The organism is Tangfeifania sp. (assembly GCF_055108615.1).
In genome coordinates this window covers 24,504-41,676 of sequence record NZ_JBSQIC010000029.1, presented here as the reverse complement: position 1 = coordinate 41,676, position 17,173 = coordinate 24,504, and the positions used below count along the sequence as shown (strand labels likewise).

General features: G+C 40.3%; 19 protein-coding genes and 1 pseudogene. 6 read left to right on the top strand and 14 right to left on the bottom strand.

Annotation, left to right across the window (positions count from 1 at the left end):
- Positions 1 to 297: 297 nt before the first annotated feature.
- Positions 298 to 1,221, top strand: coding sequence for a hydroxypyruvate isomerase family protein (locus ACTCNA_RS08570; protein ID WP_462947488.1), 924 nt, complete (start codon positions 298 to 300; stop codon positions 1,219 to 1,221).
- A 25-nt stretch (positions 1,222 to 1,246) separates the two neighbouring features.
- Here ACTCNA_RS08570 and ACTCNA_RS08565 read toward each other — a convergent pair whose 3' ends face one another.
- The 11 genes and pseudogenes from ACTCNA_RS08565 to ACTCNA_RS08515 all read right to left on the bottom strand — a co-directional run bounded on the left by ACTCNA_RS08565 (position 1,247) and on the right by ACTCNA_RS08515 (position 9,437).
- A complete protein-coding gene (locus tag ACTCNA_RS08565; RefSeq protein WP_462947487.1) occupies positions 1,247 to 1,984 on the bottom strand; it encodes a hypothetical protein in 738 nt (245 codons plus the stop codon).
- Position 1,985: 1 nt separating this feature from the next.
- Positions 1,986 to 2,159, bottom strand: a complete 174-nt coding sequence (locus ACTCNA_RS08560) for a hypothetical protein (protein ID WP_462947486.1) — start codon at positions 2,157 to 2,159, stop codon at positions 1,986 to 1,988.
- A 32-nt stretch (positions 2,160 to 2,191) separates the two neighbouring features.
- Positions 2,192 to 2,665 (bottom strand): hypothetical protein, encoded by a 474-nt coding sequence (locus ACTCNA_RS08555; protein ID WP_462947485.1) that lies wholly within the window; start codon positions 2,663 to 2,665, stop codon positions 2,192 to 2,194.
- The gene (locus ACTCNA_RS08550) at positions 2,662 to 3,453 is read right to left on the bottom strand and encodes an AIM24 family protein (protein ID WP_462947484.1); all 792 of its coding nucleotides are present in this window, start codon (positions 3,451 to 3,453) and stop codon (positions 2,662 to 2,664) included. Before ACTCNA_RS08550 ends, ACTCNA_RS08555 begins: the two co-directional genes overlap by 4 nt.
- A gap of 3 nt (positions 3,454 to 3,456) precedes the next feature.
- Positions 3,457 to 5,466 (bottom strand): hypothetical protein, encoded by a 2,010-nt coding sequence (locus ACTCNA_RS08545; RefSeq protein ID WP_462947483.1) that lies wholly within the window; start codon positions 5,464 to 5,466, stop codon positions 3,457 to 3,459.
- Between the two features lie 17 nt (positions 5,467 to 5,483).
- Entirely contained in the window at positions 5,484 to 6,158 is a 675-nt protein-coding gene (locus tag ACTCNA_RS08540) for a tetratricopeptide repeat protein (protein WP_462947482.1), read from the bottom strand.
- 19 nt (positions 6,159 to 6,177) lie between these two features.
- Complete coding sequence (locus tag ACTCNA_RS08535) at positions 6,178 to 6,477, bottom strand: hypothetical protein (RefSeq protein ID WP_462947490.1); 300 nt, start codon at positions 6,475 to 6,477, stop codon at positions 6,178 to 6,180.
- Positions 6,478 to 6,558: 81 nt separating this feature from the next.
- Positions 6,559 to 6,735: pseudogene (locus tag ACTCNA_RS08530) on the bottom strand (zinc-ribbon domain-containing protein); the annotation flags it as partial.
- 175 nt (positions 6,736 to 6,910) lie between these two features.
- Positions 6,911 to 8,263 carry a T9SS type A sorting domain-containing protein gene (locus ACTCNA_RS08525; RefSeq protein WP_462947481.1) on the bottom strand — a complete coding sequence of 451 codons (1,353 nt, stop codon included), beginning with the start codon at positions 8,261 to 8,263 and terminating at the stop codon, positions 6,911 to 6,913.
- 19 nt (positions 8,264 to 8,282) lie between these two features.
- The gene (locus ACTCNA_RS08520; RefSeq protein ID WP_462947480.1) at positions 8,283 to 8,930 is read right to left on the bottom strand and encodes a hypothetical protein; all 648 of its coding nucleotides are present in this window, start codon (positions 8,928 to 8,930) and stop codon (positions 8,283 to 8,285) included.
- Between the two features lie 6 nt (positions 8,931 to 8,936).
- Positions 8,937 to 9,437, bottom strand: a complete 501-nt coding sequence (locus ACTCNA_RS08515) for a hypothetical protein (RefSeq protein ID WP_462947479.1) — start codon at positions 9,435 to 9,437, stop codon at positions 8,937 to 8,939.
- Between the two features lie 114 nt (positions 9,438 to 9,551).
- On the opposite strand from ACTCNA_RS08515, the gene ACTCNA_RS08510 reads away from it, so the two are divergent.
- Entirely contained in the window at positions 9,552 to 10,700 is a 1,149-nt protein-coding gene (locus ACTCNA_RS08510; RefSeq protein WP_462947478.1) for an AraC family transcriptional regulator, read from the top strand.
- Positions 10,701 to 10,842: 142 nt separating this feature from the next.
- On the opposite strand, the gene ACTCNA_RS08505 is transcribed toward ACTCNA_RS08510, so the two are convergent.
- A complete protein-coding gene (locus tag ACTCNA_RS08505) occupies positions 10,843 to 11,337 on the bottom strand; it encodes a phosphoenolpyruvate carboxylase (RefSeq protein ID WP_462947489.1) in 495 nt (164 codons plus the stop codon).
- Between the two features lie 639 nt (positions 11,338 to 11,976).
- Positions 11,977 to 12,957, bottom strand: coding sequence for an ROK family protein (locus tag ACTCNA_RS08500; RefSeq protein ID WP_462947477.1), 981 nt, complete (start codon positions 12,955 to 12,957; stop codon positions 11,977 to 11,979).
- Positions 12,958 to 13,303: 346 nt separating this feature from the next.
- Here ACTCNA_RS08500 and yidD point away from each other — a divergent pair, with 346 nt between their 5' ends.
- The 4 genes from yidD to ACTCNA_RS08480 all read left to right on the top strand — a co-directional run bounded on the left by yidD (position 13,304) and on the right by ACTCNA_RS08480 (position 16,102).
- Complete coding sequence (gene yidD, locus ACTCNA_RS08495) at positions 13,304 to 13,582, top strand: membrane protein insertion efficiency factor YidD (RefSeq protein WP_462947476.1); 279 nt, start codon at positions 13,304 to 13,306, stop codon at positions 13,580 to 13,582.
- A gap of 87 nt (positions 13,583 to 13,669) precedes the next feature.
- A complete protein-coding gene (locus tag ACTCNA_RS08490) occupies positions 13,670 to 14,545 on the top strand; it encodes a metal ABC transporter solute-binding protein, Zn/Mn family (RefSeq protein WP_462947475.1) in 876 nt (291 codons plus the stop codon).
- Positions 14,545 to 15,291, top strand: a complete 747-nt coding sequence (locus ACTCNA_RS08485) for a metal ABC transporter ATP-binding protein (RefSeq protein WP_462947474.1) — start codon at positions 14,545 to 14,547, stop codon at positions 15,289 to 15,291. Before ACTCNA_RS08490 ends, ACTCNA_RS08485 begins: the two co-directional genes overlap by 1 nt.
- Position 15,292: 1 nt before the next feature.
- The gene (locus tag ACTCNA_RS08480) at positions 15,293 to 16,102 is read left to right on the top strand and encodes a metal ABC transporter permease (protein ID WP_462947473.1); all 810 of its coding nucleotides are present in this window, start codon (positions 15,293 to 15,295) and stop codon (positions 16,100 to 16,102) included.
- A 221-nt stretch (positions 16,103 to 16,323) separates the two neighbouring features.
- Here ACTCNA_RS08480 and nagB read toward each other — a convergent pair whose 3' ends face one another.
- The gene (gene nagB, locus ACTCNA_RS08475) at positions 16,324 to 17,142 is read right to left on the bottom strand and encodes a glucosamine-6-phosphate deaminase (protein WP_462947472.1); all 819 of its coding nucleotides are present in this window, start codon (positions 17,140 to 17,142) and stop codon (positions 16,324 to 16,326) included.
- Positions 17,143 to 17,173: the final 31 nt, after the last annotated feature.

Below are 17,173 nucleotides of genomic sequence, written 5' to 3'. Positions count from 1 at the left end.
TGCGAGCACGGTAAAAGTAAAAAAGGAATTGAAGGCGAAAAGGCTTTAATTGAGGCCTACCGACAGGTTGATTCTTTTGAAGTTTAAGTACTAATCTGCAAAAGAGATAGTAAAGGCTGGTCAAAAAAAGATCAGCCTGTTTTTGTTATTACAAGGTCGGTTCAGATGCTAAAATCCATAAAAAGAGCCCAAAAGGCCAATGTGAATTTTGAAGAAGATACATTTCATTGGAAGTAATTCGTCGATATTTCATTATTTTTACAAATACGGAATATTCATTCTTAAACCAATAAAATCATGAAAAGACGAAATTTCTTAAAAAACACGGCTGCGAGCAGTATTGCTATGGCGGGTTTGGGAGGTGTAATGGGAGCTTCCGTTTCCGAATCAGTTGCATCTAATGCCAAAGAATTCAAATTAAACTATGCTCCTCATTTTGGGATGTTCAATAATCTGGCCGGTGATGATTTAATTGACCAGATTAAGTTTATGGCCGACCAGGGGTTTACCGCTTTTGAAGACAATGGTCTGATGAACCGCGATGTGGCAACCCAGACTAAAATTGGCGAAACGCTTGAAAAGCTTGGCATGACAATGGGCGTTTTTGTAGTTCCCAAAGGAGGGAACATGGCCAACACGCTTGCTGCGGGTAAAAAAGAGCATCTTGATATTTTTTTGGATGGCTGCCGTAAATCGGTTGAAGCAGCCAAACGGGTAAATGCCAAATGGATGACCGTGGTTCCGGGTGCATTTGAACGCAGATTACCCATCGGTATTCAGCATGCTAATGTAATTGAAGCGCTGCGCCGGGGGGCTGAAATTCTTGAGCCGCACGGACTTACCATGGTGCTCGAACCGCTCTCGGATTCGCCTGATCTGTATTTACGTACATCCGATCAAACCTACATGATTTGCAAAGCGGTGAACAGCCCGGCCTGCAAAATATTATACGATATTTACCATATGCAGAAAAATGAAGGCCACCTGATTCACAATATCGATTTAACATGGGACGAAATTGCCTATTTCCAGGTGGGTGATAATCCCGGCAGAAAAGAACCGACCACCGGGGAAATCAATTACAAAAATGTATTTAAACACATTTACGATAAAGGTTTCAGGGGTGTGGTAGGAATGGAGCACGGCATTTCGGGAGAAGGAGCTGAAGGTGAAAGACGATTGATTGAAGCGTACAGGGAAGTGGATTCGTTTGAGGTGTAAAATCTTGAAGAAAATGAAATAACACTCACTTTTTGTTTGAACTTCTTAATCGTTCAACTATTGGTTTTGGGTCGAAGTTTTTGGGCAGCGGAAATTTAATTTCATGGCTGTGCCGCCAGGTAAGGTCGGTGTAATAATACGCAAGATAGATGCCATGAAAAGGTTTTTTGATGGCTTTTACCTTTGAAAGCCCCGACAGCGCATAGTCCCAGTTGTGAAAATAGCCGTTAAAATAGGCGTACTTTTCGCCAATTAGAATTTGGTTGTCACCTTTCAGGTTTTTGCGGTAATAATATTCCGGGAAAAATTTTGAAGCGGTAAAAACAATCAGAAAAATTGAACCCATTATTAAGATGAATCCTACAATTTCATCAGCTTCAAGAAAAAACAAAAAGGGGATGGTAATAATTGCAAACATAACACCTACAACCCATATAATTGCCTTGTTCTTTTCGCGGGTTTCGCTGCGAAGAGTGGTGGCGTATTGTTTTTTCATTTCGTCGGTCATTTGCAGGTGCGCTAAAAGTTTTTCGCCAGTTTGCAAATTGTCCATTTTTTTAGCGCGGCGGCCAAAAAGCAGGGCAACTACAAAAAAGAACAGTGAAAGAAAAATTCCCAGAAAAGCCAGCGCCCACATTCCGGTAAAAGGATTTCCACCGAGAAATGGTAATACCATAATAACTACTGCTAAAATGGTAAGCAGACTAAATGTTCGCGCCGTGGTTCGTTGTTTGTTTTTTATTGCTGAAACTAATTCATTCATTTTACCTGATAATTAAATTTTTTGTAACTTTTTTATCGATTACAACGCCTTCCCAGTCGCGTTTGGGTTTCGATAACCCGGAAAAGAATCCAATCACAATAAATATTAACCCGATGAACAGTCCAATTTGTAATGCATTTTGAGTATCCATTTCATCGCTGAACGTACCATACATCCAAAATCCGGCAATGGCAAGGGCAGCAATTATCAGTAAAAACTAAAGCTTCCGGTTTTTGCTGTTTTGCAGGTACTTGTCGAATGCCTGATCGTGTATTTTATTTGCTCTTCAACCATCGAAATTTGCATGGAGTTGATGATTTTATTTTTTTGGTCCAGGGTTTGAAATTCAAGGTTTAACGACCAGTCAGAAAGTTCTGAAATATTAGTTTTTAGCTGCTCAAAGCGAGCATCGGTTTGTTTCTTTAGCGGGATGGCATCGTCGGGGAAAGCGGATGGTTGTCCGTATTCTTTTAAAACCCTGGTGCTGTGTTCTACCATTTCCATCCGCTGCTGGTCGGTTAATGCCGGATCGTTTAATGCTTTCTCCATTTCAGCCTGCGCTTCGAGCGCCCACCTGGTTTCCGATTCATTTAAAACTTTTTGCGCCTGCAAATTCCCTGAGAATCCGAAAAAAAGGAGGATTTCCAACATAGCATTTATACACAGATTTTTTGTTTTCATTTTTGAAGTCTTAAAACGTTGTTGTTAATAGCGCGCATGGTGTGAATCAATGTATTGAAATAATTGTCGACCGGTGCGATCAAGACTTTTCCGGTGCCGGTGAAGGTATTTACCAGTCCTTCGCCTGAAATTACGGTAGAAAATATTCCCCGGGTTGCTTTGGTGACTTTTAATTCAATTCCTGAAGTCCGCGCCACCGCAAATCGTCCGTCAACTACCAGTTTGTCGTTGTTCATCGTAATTTCTTCCAGCGGCCCGGCGGAATTGATAACCACTTTCCCGATGCCGGCAACAACGGTTTGAAACCACTTTTCGCCTGAAAACATGGCGCTGATAGCACGGTTGGTATAAGCGCCAATTTCAACTTCGATTTCTGAAGCATAGTAAGCACCCTGGTCGAGAATCCATTCATCATTTTGCAATTCGAGAATGGTAAATTCGCCAAACGAAGGTGTCAGAAAAACAGTCCCGGTTCCGGTAATTAAGGGCTTCACCACTTTCTCTTTGGTTATCATCGATTTAAAAATTTTACCCATCCCCGGAATGTTTGACTGCAATTCCAGGTTTCCCTGCATGTAGTGCATGGCACCGGCTTCGTAACGGAAACCCCCATTTTCCAAATCCACTTTTACCATGTTTAACCGTTCGCGATTAATTACATCAAAAGTTACATTTCCTTTTGGCGGCGCAGCAACAGTAGTCGTTTGCTGACCGACCGGGGTGCCGCAGTTTCCGCAGAAAGCAGCCCCATTATTCATTTCATTTCCACAATTTGAACAGAATGCCATAATTTATTTGATTTTTGTTCCAATGATGTCTTGTTTATTTATTACGTAACCTTGGGAATTTTTTGAAAATGCAAACATTTTTCCCCTCAAATTTTTCTCATTTATTAACTGAACTGCAAAATTTAGTTGGTAATCCTGTTCTGCAGCTTTGATAATAAAAAGTGGCCCTTGTTTTTTATAGGAGAACCTTTCCTGCGGCAAAAATTCTATATCGGCGAAATCTGAAAAATTACTTGTGTTTTTTGCAAAAACCGGATTCCTTTCAAAGTAGGAAACACTTTTTTCAATACTGCTTACAGCTTCCTCTTCCGATGTAACAAACTCTATGTCGCCATCAACACTACCTTGAGGCCTAACTTTTATTTGCCATGTTCCGTAGTAAAATTCAGTATTTTCCTTAACTGTTTTCTGCTGTTCAATTATTTCATTGTGCCCAACTATTTGAATGGTCTTTGAAATACTTGCCGTTGCACCCATGCAATCGCTAATTTTAAAAGTTACCCGGTTTTTCCCTGCCTCGGCGGGGGCTTCCCAGAACAGCGTAACCATTCCGTCGGAAATATTACCTGGCACTGCACCAACTGCCCTGTAATATGGAATACCTCCTTTTACTAAAATATTAATATCCACAGATTGTCCGCTGTATACCTCTTCCGGACAATCAACTTCTGCGACTGCCAAATCCGGTGCTTCGGAAATTTTAGTTTCGATAGCATGTATTAGATTTCGGACTGCTTGTATTGCTGTATGTTGTTTGATTTCCGGGTACTTTTTTAAATTCTCTCTTAAAATTTCTAATGACCGGGAGGCATGCTTTTTTGCCCAATTTAATTCAACTCCTCTTTGGTATAGGTCAAAAGCATCGCGATAGGGGTACCTGGCTTTGTTTATTACCTGGTTTACTTGTTGCTTGCGTTCAGCATTTTTTGCTTTTTGTTTTAGCTCTTTATGTAGTTCTATCAGTTTCTCAAAATTATCCACGTTGTGTTTATAAAGAAATTGTTCGAGCTTAACCAACAGAAATTCGGCTTTGGCAAGATCTCCTGATTTTATTTTACTACTAATATTTACGAGTTGCCGACGAACCAAAATACCATTGTACAGCTTCTCATTCTGTTCTGCATTTCTTGCGATCTCGCGTTCTTTTTGGAGCATACTTACTTCGGTGTATAAGGTTGAAACGCGATTGGCGGTAAAGGCTATCACTAATCCGGCTCCAAGACCTCCGCCTAATGCTGTAGCTCCGGCGGCACTTCCAGTTGTTGTTCCGTAATCGATAATTTTGCTGGTTGCTTTTATTGCTTTTATATCAGGGTCCTCATTGCTGTAGTAAATGTCATATGCGTCGTTTAGTACAAAAACACCGTCAACAAAAGTACCTACATATCGCCCTATGCCTTCTGCGGCTTTGTCAATGTTTTTTATATCGGCCCAATCGTTTGAAACTTTAGCTTTAAGTAAATCGTAAAACGCCCTTGCTTGTTTTGGGTGCAATCCACTGGCCTCACTTTTGAGCTTCGCTAGGAGTTTTGTTGATACTTCACCTGTTTTTGCAAAAGCGTTATCAATTTCGGCCAGAGTTTTTAATGTAGCTGTGCCAGCTTTATCGCCTTCGCGGTAAATAATTTGTTTTAATGTATTTGTATCAATTTTTATTCGCCCAAAAATGTCATGGGCATAACAGTTTAGTTGCGATGGCGACAAATCAGCCAGTTTTTTAAGATTTGTTTTTGAAACATTTGTGTAATGTTCTGCGAGCATCTCAATCTGCTGTGCATTAAGACTTTTGGTCGACTCCCAAAATTTTTTTATCGCATTGCTCACTACCTTGCTATTTCTTTCGGCTTCGAGCCCTTCGATTAGTTTCGATTCGATTGCTTTAATTGTTTCTGCTTTAATATATACTTTAGCTGTTTTTTTAGTTTCCTTGATTTGAGATTGCTGTGCATCTGCAAAACTGCAAATAACAAAAAGGCTAAAAAACATTAGATAATGTTTATATCTGTATTTCATCTGTTTACGGTAAGTTATTAGTTATTTTCTAAATACTCAAGTTCCCATTGTGCTTCCAGTGATCCCTCCTTAGCTGCCTGCCGAAGTAATTCCCTGGCCTTTTGTAGATTTTTTTCTACCCATATACCTTGTTCGTAATATTCTGAGAGTTTAACCATTGCATTGAGATCACCTTGCTGAGCATAAGTATTATACCTTTTAAACGCCTCTAACTGATCCGGTTCAACATCAATCCCATAATGGTATTTGTCTGCACTGTTTGTATCTTTTGTATTAAGTAAATTTCTGTTCTCTTTTTTCTCGTTTAGTGCTTGTTCCAGTTCTTCTTGCTCGACCTGAGTTATTCCTGAAGTGATATCATCAAACCAATCGTTGGCATAATTCACAATGAGAAAAAAACCTGCTGCAAGAATTGCAAATATTACCAACGCTGAAATTAAACATCCCGCAAAACCACGCTTTTTCTTTTTTCTGGTTGAAGAAACCGGGGGCCGGGGTGGAGGAGTGTAACGGTGGTGGTTTGGTTTTGGCCCTGCATCAATAATTTTCCGGCCCTCTTTTGTGTATTTCGGTTTTTCCGGCTCCTTTTCCGAGGGTGGTTTTGGCGAGCCCGTTTTGGTTGGAGTTCCGCAGCCTGAGCAAAACTTTTCGTTTTCTTCCAATGCTTTTCCGCAATTTGTACAAAATGCCATTTTGGTTTAGTTGAAATTATTAATCATCATTGCCGCCATCATCCGATGAGTCTCCGCTGAAATCATTGTCGTTATCGTTAATTCCCTGGTCGTATTCATGACCGCTGCCACGTCTTCTTCTGCCTTTTTTATTTCCACGAATAACAAAAAAGATGAAAATGACTACTACCAAAATTCCACCGGCAATGGTCTTTAACTTTTCACCAGCGTCAGGGTCGTGCTGAAACCAGATTACAATTGAAATCGTCCCAATAATTACTATTGACAGAATTATATAAAGTAGAACCTTCCAGCTTTTTGAGGTTTTTCCTTTAATCATTTTGCCGGAATAAGTTCCTGCCGATGTGAAAGTTTGAGGTCCGGATTTTTGATTTTTTGATGATCCGGTGGCCGTTAATGAAGTGCCACATTTTTCGCAGAAAGAGACATTCTCAGGATTTGTATGATTGCATTTCGGACAGTGAATTATTGATTTTGTTTCAGGTGAATTTGCGATAACAGGAGCGCCGCAATGCGGGCAAAATTTATCATTCTCATTCACCTGGTTTTTGCAAATGCTACAATTATATGAGTTCATTTAAAAAGAAAGTTTAAATTGATTGATGGAATAAATTTAATTAAAATGTTGATTACCAATCAAAATTAGTTTTGTAAAAAATAAAGAGGCTGAATTTAAATTAAAAACAGCCTCTTTTTTTTAAAGTAATTTTGGAGAATAAGTTTATCGAAATAATGATTGATAAATAGTTCATTCAGTTGCTGATTAAAACGGATTTAGTGAATATGAGATCACCGGATTCTATTTTAACCAGGTATAAACCTTTTTCTTTATGTGGTAATTCAACTGTATGTTTTCCCCCGGTTTCAAACGTCCTGTTGAAAATTGTTCTTCCCGAAATATCAGAAATTTCAACAAAAAACGGATTCGTATTATATTTTGACAAATCAAGTGTAAAATTACCTTTGTTGGGATTAGGATAAATCCGAAAATCAATTTTGTCTGTTAAATGGTTAATATTTCCGGTTGCGGTACCGAATTTCATAACTGATGCACGTCTTAATTTGGCGTGATCTTTAAAAGCAACATAAGGATTTCCGTTGCTGTCAAAAGCAACACTTGTGTTGGTTCCCTGGCTGGAAGATATTTCCTCGCCAACCTTTTCCCACGTAGTTCCAGAGTATTTCATTAACACGGGCTTGTTGAGATCACCTGCATCTCTGTAAACAACATAAGGAGTACCATTTTGAGAAATTTTGATGAATAATGAGGAGGCTTGTCCTTCCGAAAAGTTTGGTTCGCCAAGGTATTCCCATTCTGATTCTTTGAATTGGTAAACAGTTGCCCTGGCATCGTTGCCCCAGGTAGCTACGTAAGGAACTCCATTGCGAACAGCAATTCCATGATAAGAATCGTATGCACCCCCTGAAAAACCAGCTTCTCCAAGAAGAACCCAGTCATCATTTTCCAGTTTCATAACACTTGCCTTAATGTCGTGGTCATCATCACGAAAAGCTACATAAGGGGTGTTGCCTTCCACAGCAAGATGGATTACGTTAGAAAGGGTGCCAAAACCCGGCGGTCCAACAGTAATCCATCCCTCTTCAGTATATTTCATTACTGTTATTTTGCTGTTATGAATTGCATCCTTGTAAGCAATCCACAGTTCTCCGTCATCTTCGGCAAAACTAAAAGAATCGCTGCCGAAAGAAGTGAATCCGGGATTGCCCACATAAACCCATTCATTCCCGTTAAAGCGCATTATTGAAATTTTGTCATCATAAGCTTCGTCGCTGAAAGCCAAATAAAGTGTGTTGTTTTTGTTTACTAACTGGGGACTGCGTACTTCTCCTTGGGTAAATCCTTTACTGCCAACAGGTTCCCATTCGCTTCCATTAAATTTCATTACCGTAGCCTTGTCTCCAAGAGGCCTGTCAATGTAAACAACATAGGGCGTATCATTTACGATCTCAATTCGCGGACTGTAAGCTTCACTGTCAGAAAAACCTCGTTCGCCTACGGGAACCCATGTTTGGGCCTGCGAAAAATTGAAGGCAAGAAAGAGTAAAAAAGAGGTGAAAAGTGTAATAACAAGTTTGATTTTCATTTCTTAAATTTTTTTAATTTTAATTACTTGCCGAACTGATAATCCCAAAAGTTTGGTCGGTACCGTCTTCAAAATAAAGTTTTAACCCAACCATTCCCCATTTGTGGTTGCCAATAAATTCAATTTTGGAAACGCCCGGAATTCCCCTCCCGGTTTCCTGCACATGAGTGGTTTTTATCAGAAAAAAGCCCCACTCGTAAGCATCTTCTTTCGAAACCTTCGTAACTTTTCTTTCCAGTTTTTTACCGTTGTGTTTCAACGAATAGGTGTCGCCCTCTTTTGCATCATAATCCATAATAGTAAGATTGCCTTCTTCGTAAACACTTTGAAACCCTTTTGTTGTGATTCTGTAATCGCGGCTTACACTTGCACTGTTGCCGCTTACAGAAACATCGGGCATGGCCGAAACCATTTCCAAAACAGCAGGATTTGTAATGGTGGCAGAGTAGGAAATTGTTGACACTTCGCCATTGCGGGCAGTAACAACTGCTTCTGCATCACTAACGCCATCGGGTACGGCTGTTATTCCGAAAGTATTGTTTACTTCTCCCATTGGTGATGGTTCACCGCCTAAAGGTTTGTCGTCTCCATCGATTAAATTGCACGATGAAAATGTAAGCACGGTTAAAATTAAAATTGCAGCTAAACGTAAAATGTACTTTTTCATGATTAATTAGTTTTTAACGAAATGGTTATTTTTATTGTTTTTATGGAATTTGAAAATCATAATTCTGAAACCAACGATAAATGCAAGCAGGAATAATGGGAAAACAGATGTGGCAAAAAGAAAAACCGGCCAGCCGTAAATGAAAAGAAAACAGACAATCCAAAAGCCTGAAGTAATAAATACAGCGTAAACAAGTGCTTTAATTCTGAGCGCATTTAGTTCGGGTTTCTCGTTTTTCTCCGATGAAAATGCGATGAAAATTAAACCCAAAATCAGAAAAATGGCCGCTATTTCATCGAGCATATTTGTTTGGGCCACAACAAATGTACGGGTTTCCATATAGGACGTAAGTATGGCAAAAACCTTTGTGGTTAAAAAATCGGGTTTGCCACCCCAAAAGTAGAGGTACCCGGATATCGCGCCCAAAAACAACAGAGCAATACCGGCGTACCTGAACCAGTGCTTCAAAAGCGGAAAGTAAAGATTTTGGTTATTTGCATTCCCCATGCGGTAAATATATTCACGGAATATCCAATTATAATTCTCATATTGTAAATTTGATGCTTAAAAGGTAAATTGCAGGCTTAATTATATTTTGTCTAAATACTAACTGTCTAAATAATGTGGTACGATCTGGTTGTGTACACTCCCATGTATGTTACAGCCTTTTGGGCGGTGGTTTTTTTGCTTTCGCCCATTAAGAAAAACCGGGCTAAACATTTTCTGGGGCTTTTCATGTTTGTTGCTTTCTTATTGTACCTGTCGCATGCCTTGTTTTTTAAGCAGGAATTTGGGGCTTATTTGGTAATGGATCCGGTTTACACGTTTGCATCGCTTGCTGTTTATCCAATGTATTACTGGTACATCAGGCTGTTAACAGTTGAGCCGACCATAAATTACCGGAACCTGCTGTTGCTTATGCCTGCTTTTATAGTTTCTGTGGCCACATTATTTGTTTATGTTTTAATGGGTGAAGCAGAAAAGATGGAGTACCTCCAACATTTTTTACTGAACAGGAACCCGGCGTCAGAACTTTCTTCGCTTGTCCAAACCCAGGGGATCATTTTAATTATCTGGCGGCTTGTTTTTGCAGCCACGGTTATTTACAGCCTGGTTTTTGGTCGCAAACTGGTCATTCAGTATAACAACAGGGTGGCCAACTTCTATTCCAATCTTGAGGATAAAACCATTGTATGGGTAAAATATCTGCTTTACTCTTTTGTGGCAACCTCGTTAATGAGTTTCATTTTTAATGTTATCGGTCGTTCCGTTTTTATCGAATTTGCAGGGTGGTTGCTGATCCCATCCTTGATTTTCAGCGTGTTGCTTTTTTTTATTGGGTTTCAGGGGTATATTCAGAATTATTCGGTGGCCGATCTGGCTGAAGACGAGCAGAAAGTTCCTGCTCACGGATTAAGTTTCTCAAACTCAGAACAGCTGAAAAATGAGGTGGTTCAGTTATTTGAAAATGATAAAATCTATCGCGATCCGAACCTGAAAATCACTCATATTTGCAATCGGCTGAAAACCAACAGGACATACATTTCAAAATTGATAAACAACCAATTTAACTCTACATTCAGCGATTTTGTAAACAGCTACCGGATTGAGGAAGCGAAAACTTTACTGACGCGAAACACGTCTCATCAGTTTTCATTAAACTATGTTTCGGAGGCGGCAGGGTTTGGGTCGCTCAGTTCATTTATCCGTATTTTTAAAGATAAAGTGGGAGTAACCCCCGGGCGATTCCGTGAGAACAGGAGGAACTGAATAATAGTGGTTTTTGCGCCTTTCCCGTATGGAACTTCCCAGCAGGGCGAGCATCATTTCGCGGGTTAAAGCGAGTTCGTTTAACAACATGGTAAGAATTTCATTTTTTACTTTTTCTCGTTCAACCAGGTCGCTGTAGAGTTTAATAATTTTTAGCTGTTTCGGTGAGTTTAATCCGGGCGTTGTACAAATGCCACGTGCTGGTCAGAATCCCGCCGTCTTTGTTACTGTCGCTGTAACCAATCATTACGTCCTGTACCGTTTCTTTCCAGCCTTTCTGCTCTTTAATGTAATTCAGGCTGTTTTTGGTTGCCTGGTGGCTTAAAAAAGCATCCAGTATTTCGGGGCTTTTAATTAAATCATCAATGGTTTCAAACAGGGGCACCACCGGCAACGGACACACCAATCCACCCGATGTGTAATGCGACAACCCGGCTTCCCTTACAAACAGGAAGACGGTAAACAAATCGGTAACATCGCGGGTCATGCTTATAATCAGCGAGCCCAGGGCCCTTTCCGAATAGTGGTTGATGTGGTTTTCAATTACCTGGAAAGTCCGGACAACCTGTTTTGATTTTTCCGATTTCAGAAAATCGATTTTGCTGATAAACGGGCGGTTATTCCCAAGTTCTTCCAGGATGAATGCTTTCCAGGCTTTGGGGTTTTGGGCAGTTGTTTTATATTTTTGGGGTTAAGAAATTTATCCTTTCATAAATTAGGATACCCGGCGTGAAAAAATATTCATTAATAAAACCGGAGTTTGGTACATTTGTTTCAATCCTGTCAATTATTGTTCTCGCGATGTTGATTCTATAAACTAAAATTGAATAATGTTGTTCAATTTAATTATATCAATATTGATGCTGGCCGGGGCATTTTTTATTTTTTCATAATTGTTTTCGTTTATCTCACAGCACCGCTGGCGGCTCATTCCATTGTTAAATCCTTTAAAAATAAAGAGAAGGATAAGAATTCATTTCTGCTGAAAAAGAACAAAAAAGAGTGAGTTTTCAAAGTCCGTTTAACAGGGAAAGAATCTTGTTCCCGGAATTTTGATGATAAAATCGAGTAGGGTAAAGACAGGATAATATTTACTTATCCCATCTTTATCCCTCTCACGGAACCGTGCGTACGGGCCTCGTACACGGCTCCTGTTCAACCTTATTCAGCACAAAATTATAGTACTGATGCAACGTGTTGGTCGTTACCTTCTCTATTTACGCATTTTGTAACTCCAATTTTGCAGTGGAGTACATAACATCCTGTTGGTGAAATATTATTTCTCCAGTTCTTTCCAAACCAGTGCACTTGCTCCCACGATGGCTGCATCGCCGGGCTTGAGTTCCGAAGGCAAAATTTTAATTTTGTCTTTGAAAATGGGCAGGAGGTGTTTCTCCATATGTTTTTTAGTTGGCTTGAAAATGTAATCGCCGGCAGCAGTAGGCCCGCCAAAAAGGAAGATGGCCTCGGGGCTCAGGTGGTGAACAGTGTCTGCCAGTCCTTGTCCCAGCCATGCACCGGTTTTTTCAAATACTTCAAGTGCAACTTTATCGCCTTCTTTTGCTGCTTCATAAATCATTTTCGAGTCGAGCTCGTTGTACGATTTATTGGCCAAAACACTGTCGGTAGCATTATAGTAGGCCAGAAGTTCAAAAGCAGTGCGTTTCATGCCGGGTGCCGAGCAATATGCCTCGAGGTGACCTAGGGAGGTGCATCCGCACATTCGGCCTCCGGGAACCAGCGTGGTGTGGCCGCACTCGCCGGCAAAACCATCGTGTCCGTAAACCAGGTCGCCGTTAACAACAAGGCCGCTTCCAACGCCGGTTCCCAGCGTAAAGAGCACAAAGTTTTGCATTCCTTTTGCACCGCCGTAAATCATTTCGCCAATGGCAGCGGCGTTGGCATCGTTGGTAAGTGCAACGGCTTCCAAATCGGAAAAATGGGTGCGAAGTAATTTTACAACATGAACCACTCCTTTAAATGAAAGGTTGGGCGCATATTCAATGGTTCCGCTGTAATAGTTTCCGTTGGGGGCACCAATGCCAATACCCAGAATTTCAATGTCTTTGTTTAAAAGTTTAACTGATTTTATCAGTTCTTTTATTGCATCGGCCAAGTCAGAAATATACTTTTCGATATCTCCGTGCGAGGGAGTTGAAATATTATCTTTCACCATTACATTTCCTTCGGGGTCAACTACCCCAATAGCCGTGTTGGTTCCTCCAACATCTACACCAATTGCAACTTTTTTCATCATTAAATATTTTATAATTATTAGTAGTAATCGATAAGTGATTTCAGAAATTTATTCTGGTTTTAAATTGTTTTAAAAACTTGAACAACAAATTTAAAAATATTATGGAATTCTTTTCGGGTACATGCTTCTTTTAGTGTTATTTATTCTGAATAAAAACAGTACATCGGTATAGAAAAATATTTACCCGGACTTACCTTGTTGAATCTTCTTTTGGATGGTTAAAAAACTGCTAATGAGTTTAGTTGCAGGGAAAAGTACACTGAAGACGGAAATAAGAGTACCTACAAAAGTCATATTAACAAAGTAAAGTAAAAATTAGTTTTAATTTTGCCTGAAACTGAGTTTAATGAAACGGGTCGGAAAAATAGTTTTGAGAGTTTTGGGTTGGATTTTACTGGTGCCGGTTTACTTTTACAAGTATGCCATTTCGCCTTTAACCCCGGCTTCGTGCCGTCATTACCCCACCTGCTCGGAGTATGCGGTTCAGGCTATAAAAATTCACGGACCGTTTAAAGGATTTTGGCTGGCCACAAAACGAATTGCAAAATGCCACCCCTGGGGTACCGAAGGTTATGATCCTGTTCCTCCCAAAACAAAAATCAAGGTCAAAAAAATGAACCTTTGATATTTTAAAAATATGGAAGGAAATTCCATTTCGAAAAACTAAATTTGTCTTTTATTGTTTTATTCAACACATTCAGAAAAAGCTAAAATGAAACAACTATTTTTTTTACTTACTTTAACTGCACTGCTTTTTTCCTGTAATTCAAAAAAAACAAACAATCAGGATTCAGGAAAACAGGTAGTAACTGTAAGTATTTTGCCACAAAAAACATTTGTTGAAAAAATTGGTGGTAACGATTTTGAAGTTAGCGTGCTGATACCGCCCGGTGCAAGTCCTGCCACCTACACTTTGCTGCCTTCGCAGCTTAAAAAAATTGCCCGTTCCGAAATTTGGTTCCGCATTGGTTATATTGGTTTTGAACATTCGTGGAAAGATAAAATTGAGCAGTCCAATAAAAACATGAAAGTTGTGAATCTTTCTGAAGGACTTGATTTAATTACCGGCAGTGAAGTCCGGCATGGCGATCATGCGCACATCGACGGTGTGGACCCACATACCTGGCTCTCGCCGCCAATGGTAAAACAAATGGCCCAACGGATTATGGAAGAGCTTTCGGAGCTTCGACCCGAAAACAGCGACAAGTACAACTCCAATTACATTCAATTTGTAAAAGAAATCGATGAGCTGGACAATGAAATCAGAACAAAACTAAAAAATTTTGAAGGGAAAGAGTTTATCACTTTTCACCCGAGCCTTTCCTATTTTGCCCGCGAATACGGATTGGTTCAGCATTCGCTTGAACTGGACGGGAAAGAGCCCACTCCAAAACACATGTCGGAAGTTGTGAAACTTGCCAAAGATAAAAATATCGATGTAATTTTTATTCAGAGCGAATTCGATCGCGACCATGCCCGTGTTTTTGCCGAAGAGGTTGGTGGCGAAATAGTGGAAGTCACCCCGCTTGGCCCCAACTGGGCTGAAAACCTGGTGGAATTGACCAACATTTTAACCGATAACTTTTGATGGATGCATTAATTAAAATAGAAAATTTATCGGTTGGTTACGACAAGCAACCGGTGCTGCGCGATGTTAATCTCGAGATTTTTGAAAACGATTTTCTGGGTGTAATCGGTCCCAACGGCGGAGGAAAAACTACTTTGCTGAAAGCTATTTTGGGATTGCTGAAACCGATGAAAGGGAAAATCATTTTCAGAGAGGATATGAGAATGAAGAAAAAACCGATTAGTTACCTGCCACAGGTAAAACACATCGATAAAAATTTTCCTATAACCGTTTATGAAGTCGTGCGTTCGGGGTCGTTAATGAAAAACCCAAAAAAAATTAACACCCGCGAGGTAAAACAAAAAGTGGAATGGCTGCTTGATGAAATGGGAGTGTCGAACATTCGGGATAAAGCAATTGGCGAATTGTCGGGCGGGCAAATGCAACGTGTGTTTTTGTGCCGGGCATTGCTTAGCGACCCGAAAATTTTAATTCTTGACGAACCCGATACTTTTGTGGATAACCGGTTTGAAGGGGAACTTTACGAGCGGCTGAAAATATTAAACCAGGAAATGGCAATCGTTTTGGTTTCGCACGATGTGGGTACCATTTCAAGCTACGTAAAAACCATTGCCTGTGTAAACGACAGTTTGCACTATCACCCCGACAATATTATCACCCAGGAGCAGCTGGACAGCTACAACTGCCCCATTAAAATAATTACACACGGAGAAATTCCGCATACCGTTTTAAAACGCCACGGATAAAATGAGTAATCTGATTGAACTGTTTGCATACGATTTTTTTGTGAAAGCTTTTCTGGCTGCCGTATTTGCCAGTATTTCATGTGGGATTATTGGCAGTTACATCGTTTCGCGCCGTATTGTTTTTGTGAGCGGCGGAATTACGCATGCTTCATTTGGTGGTATCGGGTTGGCTTTTCTGCTCGGATTTAATCCACTTCTGGGTGCTGTCCTGTTTGCTGTAATGTCGGCCCTGGGAATACAGTTTTTTACCAAAGTGGCGCATGTTCGCGAAGATTCTTCCATTGCCATCTGGTGGTCGCTGGGGATGGCGCTCGGGATCATTTTTGTCTTTTTAACTCCGGGGTACACGCCCAACTTAATGAGCTATCTTTTCGGAAATATACTCACGGTTACCATTTCGGAGCTGGTTTGGATGTTTATCCTGAATGTTGTGATAATCCTGTTTTTTGCCTTCTATTTTCGTAAAATTCTGTACATCGCTTTCGACGAAGAATTTGCACGGGCTGCCGGTTTGCCTGTTGCCCTGTTTAATTACCTGACAATTACCCTGATTGCACTAACCGTTGTGCTGAATATACGGGTGGTGGGTATTATTCTTATTTTATCGCTGCTTACCATTCCGCAGGCAACGGCAAATCTTTTCACCAAAGATTTCCGGAAAATGCTGGTTCTTTCTTCGGTGTTTGCCTTTATCGGCACCATTTCCGGACTGTTTTTTTCTTACTATCTCGACATCCCCTCGGGGGCCGCCATTATTTTTACGTTGGTAATAATTTTTGCCCTGCTCAGGTTGTATAAACATTTTTTTTAGTGATGGTTGGCCGAAAGGAAAAGTATTACACTTGTGCAGCTTGTGGTTCCAGGTTTTCAAACCTTGATACCGACCGGGTTTGCAGCAACTGTTTCGCGTGCACCGGCTGCGAAACTTACAACTGCCCGTCGTGCGGAAAGGAAGTTGTTGTTAAGCCAATGAAATCAATGCGCAAAAATTAAACGTTTGCAGCACTTCATTTCACACATTTTCAAAAAAAATTAAATGTTTTTAAATTCAGGATTATCAGAGAGTTCCTTGTTTTCAATGTCCTTGAAATACTTCACAGTTCCAACTTTTAGTTCCATGGTGGCATCATCGTCGCATACAATAATTCCTTCGGGGTGCATTTGCAACACAGATACTGTCCACATGTGGTTTACACCTTCTTCAACAACTTTTTGCAAAGCCCTGGCTTTGTTGTAACCATTAACAATTATTATCACTTCTTTGGCCTGCATAACCGTGTCAACTCCTACTGTGAGTGCTGTTTTGGGAACCTTGTTGATGTCGTTGTCGAAAAAGCGCGAGTTGGCCAGAATAGTGTCGTAAGTGAGTGATTTGATGCGTGTTTTCGATTTTAACGACGAGCCGGGTTCGTTAAAAGCAATGTGCCCATCGGGGCCAATCCCCCCCAGGAAAAGATGAATTCCGCCCACGCTTTTGATTTTTTGTTCATATTCCTCGCACTCTTTTTTCAGGTCGGGCGCATTTCCGTTGAGGATGTTTATGTTTTCGCGCGGAATGTCGATGTGGTTAAACAGGTTTTTATCCATGAAGTAATGGTAGCTTTGCGGGTGGCTTTCAGGAATTCCCACGTACTCATCCATGTTAAAGGTTACTACATTTTTAAACGACAGGCTGCCTTGTTTAACCAACTCGATCAATTCATTGTAAGTTCCAACGGGCGACGACCCCGTTGGAAGTCCGAGCACAAACGGTTTTCCCGGTGTTGGATTAAATGCATTGATTTTGTTGACAATGTAGTAAGCTGTCCACTTGCTAATTTTCTGATAATTTTCATGAATTAATATTCTCATAATTCTTTTTATAAAATATTTTTTTGTATTA

Bases quoted from the DNA above. Each gene is read 5' to 3' on its own strand.
- ACTCNA_RS08500 (WP_462947477.1), bottom strand. From the start codon at position 12,957: ATGATGAAAAAAGTTGCAATTGGTGTAGATGTTGGAGGAACCAACACG.
- ACTCNA_RS08565 (WP_462947487.1), bottom strand. From the start codon at position 1,984: ATGAATGAATTAGTTTCAGCAATAAAAAACAAACAACGAACCACGGCG.
- yidD (WP_462947476.1), top strand. From the start codon at position 13,304: ATGAAACGGGTCGGAAAAATAGTTTTGAGAGTTTTGGGTTGGATTTTA.
- ACTCNA_RS08540 (WP_462947482.1), bottom strand. From the start codon at position 6,158: ATGGCATTTTGTACAAATTGCGGAAAAGCATTGGAAGAAAACGAAAAG.
- ACTCNA_RS08490 (WP_462947475.1), top strand. From the start codon at position 13,670: ATGAAACAACTATTTTTTTTACTTACTTTAACTGCACTGCTTTTTTCC.
- ACTCNA_RS08515 (WP_462947479.1), bottom strand. From the start codon at position 9,437: ATGGGGAATGCAAATAACCAAAATCTTTACTTTCCGCTTTTGAAGCAC.
- ACTCNA_RS08535 (WP_462947490.1), bottom strand. From the start codon at position 6,477: ATGATTAAAGGAAAAACCTCAAAAAGCTGGAAGGTTCTACTTTATATA.
- ACTCNA_RS08555 (WP_462947485.1), bottom strand. From the start codon at position 2,665: ATGAAAACAAAAAATCTGTGTATAAATGCTATGTTGGAAATCCTCCTT.
- ACTCNA_RS08510 (WP_462947478.1), top strand. From the start codon at position 9,552: ATGTGGTACGATCTGGTTGTGTACACTCCCATGTATGTTACAGCCTTT.
- ACTCNA_RS08520 (WP_462947480.1), bottom strand. From the start codon at position 8,930: ATGAAAAAGTACATTTTACGTTTAGCTGCAATTTTAATTTTAACCGTG.
- nagB (WP_462947472.1), bottom strand. From the start codon at position 17,142: ATGAGAATATTAATTCATGAAAATTATCAGAAAATTAGCAAGTGGACA.
- ACTCNA_RS08480 (WP_462947473.1), top strand. From the start codon at position 15,293: ATGAGTAATCTGATTGAACTGTTTGCATACGATTTTTTTGTGAAAGCT.
- ACTCNA_RS08485 (WP_462947474.1), top strand. From the start codon at position 14,545: ATGGATGCATTAATTAAAATAGAAAATTTATCGGTTGGTTACGACAAG.
- ACTCNA_RS08560 (WP_462947486.1), bottom strand. From the start codon at position 2,159: ATGTATGGTACGTTCAGCGATGAAATGGATACTCAAAATGCATTACAA.
- ACTCNA_RS08545 (WP_462947483.1), bottom strand. From the start codon at position 5,466: ATGAAATACAGATATAAACATTATCTAATGTTTTTTAGCCTTTTTGTT.
- ACTCNA_RS08570 (WP_462947488.1), top strand. From the start codon at position 298: ATGAAAAGACGAAATTTCTTAAAAAACACGGCTGCGAGCAGTATTGCT.
- ACTCNA_RS08525 (WP_462947481.1), bottom strand. From the start codon at position 8,263: ATGAAAATCAAACTTGTTATTACACTTTTCACCTCTTTTTTACTCTTT.
- ACTCNA_RS08550 (WP_462947484.1), bottom strand. From the start codon at position 3,453: ATGGCATTCTGTTCAAATTGTGGAAATGAAATGAATAATGGGGCTGCT.